The organism is Pseudomonas sp. NBRC 100443 (genome assembly GCF_030268185.1).
Lineage (GTDB): Bacteria > Pseudomonadota > Gammaproteobacteria > Pseudomonadales > Pseudomonadaceae > Pseudomonas > Pseudomonas citronellolis.
In genome coordinates this window covers 61,186-68,077 of sequence record NZ_BSQE01000033.1, presented here as the reverse complement: position 1 = coordinate 68,077, position 6,892 = coordinate 61,186, and the positions used below count along the sequence as shown (strand labels likewise).

At 68.7% G+C, this 6,892-nt stretch carries 6 protein-coding genes and 1 pseudogene; 4 read left to right on the top strand and 3 right to left on the bottom strand.

Going from position 1 to position 6,892, the window contains the following annotated elements:
* The 3 genes and pseudogenes from QSJ95_RS30135 to QSJ95_RS30125 form a co-directional block, all read left to right on the top strand.
* Positions 1–108 (top strand): annotated as a pseudogene (locus tag QSJ95_RS30135) (IS110 family transposase); the annotation flags it as partial.
* A 612-nt stretch (positions 109–720) separates the two neighbouring features.
* Complete coding sequence (locus tag QSJ95_RS30130) at positions 721–2,130, top strand: amino acid permease (protein WP_285647325.1); 1,410 nt, start codon at positions 721–723, stop codon at positions 2,128–2,130.
* Between the two features lie 102 nt (positions 2,131–2,232).
* Positions 2,233–2,610, top strand: coding sequence for an MliC family protein (locus QSJ95_RS30125; protein WP_009621587.1), 378 nt, complete (start codon positions 2,233–2,235; stop codon positions 2,608–2,610).
* 184 nt (positions 2,611–2,794) lie between these two features.
* Here QSJ95_RS30125 and QSJ95_RS30120 read toward each other — a convergent pair whose 3' ends face one another.
* Positions 2,795–3,718 (bottom strand): nucleoside-binding protein, encoded by a 924-nt coding sequence (locus QSJ95_RS30120; RefSeq protein WP_285647322.1) that lies wholly within the window; start codon positions 3,716–3,718, stop codon positions 2,795–2,797.
* Between the two features lie 236 nt (positions 3,719–3,954).
* On the opposite strand from QSJ95_RS30120, the gene arfB reads away from it, so the two are divergent.
* A complete protein-coding gene (gene arfB / locus QSJ95_RS30115; protein WP_043312839.1) occupies positions 3,955–4,368 on the top strand; it encodes an alternative ribosome rescue aminoacyl-tRNA hydrolase ArfB in 414 nt (137 codons plus the stop codon).
* A 78-nt stretch (positions 4,369–4,446) separates the two neighbouring features.
* Here arfB and QSJ95_RS30110 read toward each other — a convergent pair whose 3' ends face one another.
* Together QSJ95_RS30110 and QSJ95_RS30105 are read right to left on the bottom strand one after the other, a co-directional pair.
* Positions 4,447–5,688 (bottom strand): flavin monoamine oxidase family protein, encoded by a 1,242-nt coding sequence (locus QSJ95_RS30110; protein ID WP_064987635.1) that lies wholly within the window; start codon positions 5,686–5,688, stop codon positions 4,447–4,449.
* 74 nt (positions 5,689–5,762) lie between these two features.
* The gene (locus tag QSJ95_RS30105) at positions 5,763–6,833 is read right to left on the bottom strand and encodes an AbrB family transcriptional regulator (protein WP_009621593.1); all 1,071 of its coding nucleotides are present in this window, start codon (positions 6,831–6,833) and stop codon (positions 5,763–5,765) included.
* Positions 6,834–6,892 lie beyond the last annotated feature (59 nt).

The window sequence follows — 6,892 nt, the reverse complement described above, 5'->3', positions numbered from 1 at the left end:
CGATGCGCCAAGGTTGCCCTGGTGGCCTGCATGCGTGTGCTCATCGTGCGGTTGAACGCCATGGTCAGGGACGGTACCTGCTGGAGAACAGGTACCGTGCAGCAGTGAAAGACAGTTGCTCCTACGGGGGAGGAATACCGTGCCCCCGGCGACCTGTAGGAGCGGGCCCTGCCCGCGATTCGCGCGCAGGGCGCGCTCCTACATGGGAATGGTGCGGGTGGGGCAGCGTAGGATCTCATCCGCGAATCGCGCCGATACCCCCGGCTATCGCGGACAAGGTCCGCTCCGTTGCAGGCGAGCATGGCTTCTCGTAGGAGCGAGCTTGCTCGCGAACACTCTCCACTGTGGGGCTCCTTCGCAAGCAAGAACATGGCGCGGCGGATAACCGCGAACGGTTATCCGCCCTACGCCACCATCCACAGCGGTGTAGCGCCGTGCATCTACCCTGGAAACCTGACGAACCGCTGTGTAACGAAGGCTTTACGCGGCCGCCGACGCACTGCGCAGCCCGCCATGGCTGTAACGAAAAGCTGCCGCCCGCGACGCTGGCCGGGCGCTTTCCCACAAGGGGCGCGGACTTGTTCGCCGCGACCGCAGCCGCTGATATGGCGCCTGCCCCGCGCCCGGCGGCAATTCGTCGCGGCGCGATGCGCCTTGCATGCCGCGCGGCCACGAACCGCGGGGCCCGATCCGTCACAGATAACAACAAAAGGTGACGCAATGACGCGTGATACCCAGCACGCAGGCCAGTTGCAGCGCGGCCTGAAGAATCGCCACATCCAGTTGATCGCCCTCGGCGGCGCCATCGGCACCGGCCTGTTCCTCGGCTCGGCCGGGGTGCTCAAGTCGGCCGGGCCGTCCATGCTGCTCGGCTACGCCATCGCCGGGGTGATCGCCTTCCTGATCATGCGCCAGCTCGGCGAGATGATCGTCGAAGAGCCGGTGGCCGGCTCCTTCAGCCACTTCGCCCACAAGTACTGGAGCGGTTTCGCCGGCTTCCTCTCCGGCTGGAACTGCTGGGTGCTGTACATCCTGGTCGGCATGTCCGAACTCACCGCGGTGGGCAAGTACGTGCACTACTGGTGGCCGGACGTGCCCACCTGGGCCAGCGCCGCCGTGTTCTTCGTGCTGGTCAACCTCATCAACCTGGCCAACGTCAAGCTGTTCGGCGAGGCCGAGTTCTGGTTCGCGATGATCAAGGTCAGCGCCGTGGTCGGCATGATCCTGTTCGGCTGCTGGCTGCTGTTCTCCGGCCACGGCGGCGAGCAGGCGAGCGTGAGCAACCTGTGGAGCCACGGCGGCTTCTTCCCCAACGGCGCCAGCGGGCTGGTGATGGCCATGGCCTTCATCATGTTCTCCTTCGGCGGTTTGGAGATGCTCGGCTTCACCGCCGCCGAGGCCGACCAGCCGAAGACGGTGATCCCCAAGGCGATCAACCAGGTGCTCTGGCGCATCCTGATCTTCTACGTCGGCGCCCTGGCCGTGCTGCTCGCGCTGACGCCCTGGGACAGCCTGCTGCAGAGCATCAGCGCGGCCGGCGACGACTACAGCGGCAGCCCCTTCGTGAAAGTGTTCTCGCTGCTGGGCAGCGACACCGCCGCGCACATCCTCAACTTCGTGGTGCTCACCGCGGCGCTGTCGGTCTACAACAGCGGCACCTACTGCAACGGGCGCATGCTGGTCGGCCTGGCCGAGCAGGGCGACGCGCCCCGCGCCCTGGCGAAGGTGGACAAGCGCGGCGTGCCGGTGCGCGCGCTGCTGGTGTCGGCGCTGGTGACCTTCCTCGCGGTGGTGGTCAACTACGTGATCCCGCACCAGGCGCTGGAGCTGCTGATGTCGCTGGTGGTGGCGGCGCTGGTGATCAACTGGGCGATGATCAGCTACGCGCACCTGAAGTTCCGCCAGCGCATGGACCGCGACGGCGTGCGCACCGCCTTCCGCGCTATCTTCTACCCCTACGGCAACTGGCTGTGCCTGGCCTTCGTGGTGTTCATCCTCGGGGTGATGGCGATGATCCCGGGCATCCAGGTCTCGGTGTACGTGATCCCGCTGTGGCTGCTGGTGATGTTCGCCTGCTACCGCCTCAAGCGCTCGCGCGCCGCGCAGCCGGCGCTGGCCCTGGCCGAATGAGGGCGAGCCGCGCGCCCGACTTTTCGCCGGGGCGCGCGGCGTTGCCGCCGGCGGCGAACCTTGGCTAGAGTGTTCTGGCCATTTTTCGTCAGAGGGACACCCATGAAAAAAGCATTCTGGCTGCTGGCCGCCGCCGTTCCCGTGCTGCTGGTCGCCTGTGGCGGCGAGGAGAAGAAGGCGCCGCCGGTGGACGCGCTGGTCCTGCCCGGCGACGCCAAGCTGGATTCGCGCAGCGTCGACTACAAGTGCGACGACGGCCGCAAGTTCAGCGTCCAGTACCTGAACAAGGGCGACAACCACCTGGCGGTGGTGCCGGTGAGCGACAGCGCCAGCCTGGTGTTCGCCAACGTCATCTCGGCCTCCGGCGCCAAGTACGCCGCCGGCCAGTACATCTGGTGGACCAAGGGCGAGGAAGCCACCCTGTACAAGGACTGGAAGGGCGGCGAGCCCGCCGACGGGGTTTCCTGCAAGGAGCGCTGAGTTCGTCGCGATGAAGAAAGCCCGGCCTGCGCCGGGCTTTTTCATTGGTGAGAGCTGCGCCGAGGTGCTTTCGTAGGATGGGTTGAGCCTGCGAAGCGGGCATTGGTGATGGGTATCGCTTCGCTCAACCCATCCTACGGGGCTCGCTCCTATGAGAAGCCGTACCCGTACCGAGGCCCGAACCTCAGAAACTGAACTCCAGGTTCACCGTCGGCGTCGAGGTGCGACTGCCGGTGCCGCCGTCCACGCCGAACTTGTTGTGCCAGTACTCGTAGCCCACGCCGAGCCAGAGGTTCGGCTGGCGCCTGGCGCCGGGCAGGGCCGCCACCATCAGCGAGGTGCGCACCAGCGTCTCGGCGGCGGTGTCCTTGTCGTTGTAGTCCTCGCCCTTCTCGCCGACGTGGTTGAGGAAGCCCTGGAATTTGGCCATGCGCTCGCCGAGCTGGAAGGGCTTCAGCCAGGTCAGGTTGACCATGTAGGTGCCGTCGAAGGTGTGGTCCGGGTGCTTTGCGCCGGGCACGCCGAAGTGGTTCTTCTCGCGGTAGTACAGCAGACTCAGGTCGAGCACGCCGGCGCCGTTGAACTTCACCGTGGGGCCTATCACCAGGGCGCGCTTCTTCGCCGAGGCCAGGTTGTTGTTGCGGCTGGCGTCGAAGCCGAAGGTCAGCGCGTGATCCTTCACCAGGCCCTTGCCCAGCGGCACGTCGAACACCCGTGAGGCATACAGCTGGTGGCGGTACACCGCGTAGACCTCGCTGCCGCCGTGGTCGGTGCCCTTGCGCGGGTCGCGGCTGTCGGAGAGGAACACGTCCAGGTGGAAGAAGTTGCTGCCGTAGCGATAGCCGTCGGCGTGGCTGAAGCTGTAGATGCGCTTGGCAAACTTGTCCGGGTTGTTCGGGTTGGTGAACTGCTGGCCGTAGCGGAAGCCCAGCGTGTTGCTGGTCCACTCGAAGAAGCGGTCGTCGTCGGCAAAGGCCGCGTCCAGGGGGAGGCCGGCCAACAGGGCGGCGCTCAGGGCGATACGGCTGCCGGTGCTCAGGCGGCGGGACGTATGCGGGTGTTGGCGGACGGCGCTGGGCGCCGGCACGGAGGATACCGGGCGGAACATGCTGCACCTCGATCTTGTTGTTGTTATGGGGCCGGTTGCCGCGTGACTGCCCGCGGCCGGACAGGGACGGTTCTAAAGGTCTGTTGGATTCATTGCAAGAGATTTTTGTATACACAAGTGTATTCAAAAATTGATCCGCGAGTCAGGAATCGGCCTTGCGCCGCGCCGGGCCGCGTTCTGTGCCTGCTGGCGATTGCGCGTTATGCTGTGCTTTCCCTCCGTCCGAATTCCCCGCCATGCTCGTCATCTCCAACGCCGTGCAGATCCCCGACGCCGAAATCGAGCTGAGCGCCATCCGCGCCCAGGGCGCCGGCGGGCAGAACGTCAACAAGGTGTCCAGCGCGGTGCACCTGCGCTTCGACATCCGCGCCTCGTCGCTGCCGGATTTCTACAAGGAGCGCCTGCTGGCGCTGAGCGACCAGCGCATCAGCGGCGACGGCGTGGTGGTGATCAAGGCCCAGCAGTACCGCACCCAGGAACAGAACCGCGAGGATGCGCTGGAGCGCCTGGCCGAGCTGATCCGCTCGGTGGCCAAGGTGCAGAAGAAGCGCAAGCCGACGCGGCCGACCCTCGGCTCCAAGACCCGCCGCCTGGAGGGCAAGAGCAAGCGCGGGGCGATCAAGGCCGGGCGCGGCAAGGTGGATTACTGAAAGGAGCTGCCGGCTCTGCGCAGGAGGGGACGAGCGAAGCGACTCCCATCGATGGGTATCGCTGTGCTCAACGCCATCCTACGGAGCCTGGGATATCTGGCGTGAACCTTCCACCGCGGCGGCCCAGGCCTGCAGGGCATCGCGGGCGGCGAGGGCGATCTGCTCGTCGCTGCGCCCGGCGAACTGGCGTTCCACGGCGTCGGCGGCGATCAGCCCGGCCACCGTCGGCACGCCCACCGCATCGGTGAGGTCCAGCCATTCGCCCCAACTGGCCGGGCTGTCGTACCAGCGCAGGTAGCCCGAGGGCGAGCGCGGCCACCAGCGTTGCTCGAACTGCAGCACCACCTTCTCCAGGCGGCCCATGCCCAGGTGGGCCAGGGCATCCTGCTGCGCCGCCGGCAGCGCCGGGGTGAAGCGCAGCGTCTTGAGCACGCCCAGCGGCACGCTGCAGATGCAGAAGTCGCCGCGCTCGTCGTTCACCCGCACCTGCTCGCCCGACCAGTCGATGTGCGTCACCGGTTGGCCCGGGCGGATGTCCAGGCCCTGCGCCAGGTGCGCGATCAACTGGCCGTAGCCGCCGGGGAGGAAACGGTCGCCGTTGCCGACGCCTTCCTCGTCCAGGGCGTCCGACGAGAGCTGCGCCAGCGGCAGGCAGGCTTCGAGGACGAGGTTGGCGTCGATGGCGAAACCTGTGGCGCGGGCCTGCGCGGCGTCCAGGTCGGCCAGGTAGCGCTCGACCGCCTCGGCTAGCGGCAACTGCCGGTCCAGCCCGTTGCGCAGGGCCTGCCAGGCCGCGTCTATGTCCGGCAGCGGGCCGTCGCTGGCGGCGGCCAGCGGTTGGCCGAAGTCGGTTTCCACCAGCGCCAGGCCCAGCGCCTGTGCCTCGCGGGCCAGGGCATTATCGGCGAACTGCTGCAGCCAGGCGGCGCCGACGTCCACGCTGGCATCACCCAGGCGGATGCTGTGGGTGCGCCCGCCGACGCGTTCGCGGGCCTCCAGCACCACGCAGTCGACGCCTTGTTCGCGCAGGCGCCGCGCGGCGGCCAGGCCGGCGCACCCGGCGCCGATGACGATCACCCGGCGGGCGCCCGCGCGCAGGGCCAGTTCGGCGGCGCGCAGGCCGTCGTCCCAGGCGCCGTGGGTCATGGCCGGCGCCCGCGGGTTGCAGGCTTCGCCGGCGAGCACCAGGCGGCCGTCCAGACAGGCGCCGAGGTTGGCGCGGTGTGCGGGCCTGCCGCCGGGCAGCAGTGCGCTGTAGGCGCCGAGGCTGAAGGGGTCGTCGCTCCAGTGGGTGACGTGCCAGGCGGTGGGGCGGTGCATGGGGGCTGTCCTTGGCCGAGTCGAAGGGCTTCCGATCTTGGACGCCCCTGGCCGCGCGCACAAGGCGCCGCGCTTCAGGCGTGGCTCAGGCGGATCACCAGGCGGGCGATGGACACGCCGCTGAACAGCACCACGAACAGCCGCAGGGTCTGCATGGCCAGCACCAGGCCGACATCGGAGTGGGTATCCACCGCGATGATCGCCATGGCGTCCAGGCCGCCGGGGCTGGTGGCCAGGTAGAGGGACAGGAAGTCCATGCCGGTGACGGCCGCCAGGGCCCAGGCGAAGAGCGCGCAGCTGAGGATCAGGCCGAGGGCGCTGACCAGCATGGCCGGCAGGTGGCGGCCGACGTAGGCCAGGCTGGCGCGGTCGAAGCGCAGGCCGATGTAGCAGCCGATCACCCCGTAGGCCAGCACCAGCAGCCAGTGCGGCAGGGCGATCTGCAGCAGCCCGCCCAGTTGCAGCGCGGCGCCGGCCACCAGCGGCACCAGCAGCGGGCCGGCCGGCAGGCGCGCGCCCAGGCTGACGCCGACGAAGATCAGCAGCAGGCAGTTGACCAGGTCGGGCAGGTGGCCGGCGTCGTTCAGCGGCGTGCTGTGGGCCGCCGAGCCGCCGCCTTCCAGGCCCAGCAGGCGGCCGACCAGGGCGCCGGCCATGACCACGCAGACCACCCGCACGTACTGCATGGTCGCCACCACCCGCGGATCGGCGCCGTGGGATTCGGCCATCGCCACCATGGCCGCCGCGCCGCCGGGCGCGGTGCCCCAGGCGGCGGTGCTGCCGGGGATGCCGCCGAAGCGCACCATGGCGTAGCTGACCAGGGCGCTGAGCAGCAGGGTGAGCAGGGTGGCGCAGAGCATCAGCGGCCAGGATGCGGCCATGGCCTGCAGCACCGACCAGTTGATGGCGTGGGCCACCAGCAGGCCGATGCAGCCCTGGCTGAGGCGGAAGGCCTGGCGCGGCAGGCGGATGCCGGCGCCGCCGACGCCGAAGGCGATGGCCACCAGCATGGGGCCGAGGAACAGCGCGGCGGGGATGCCCAGCCAGGCGAGCAGCTGCCCGGCGCCGCCGGCCGCCAGGATCAGGGCCGGCCACTGCAGGCTGGCGGGGATACGGCTGAGGCTCTGGGCTGGAGGGCTGGACACGCGAAGGCTCCCGACTGCGGACAACGGGGAAAATTATCGATAGCGCAATCCATCAAGTC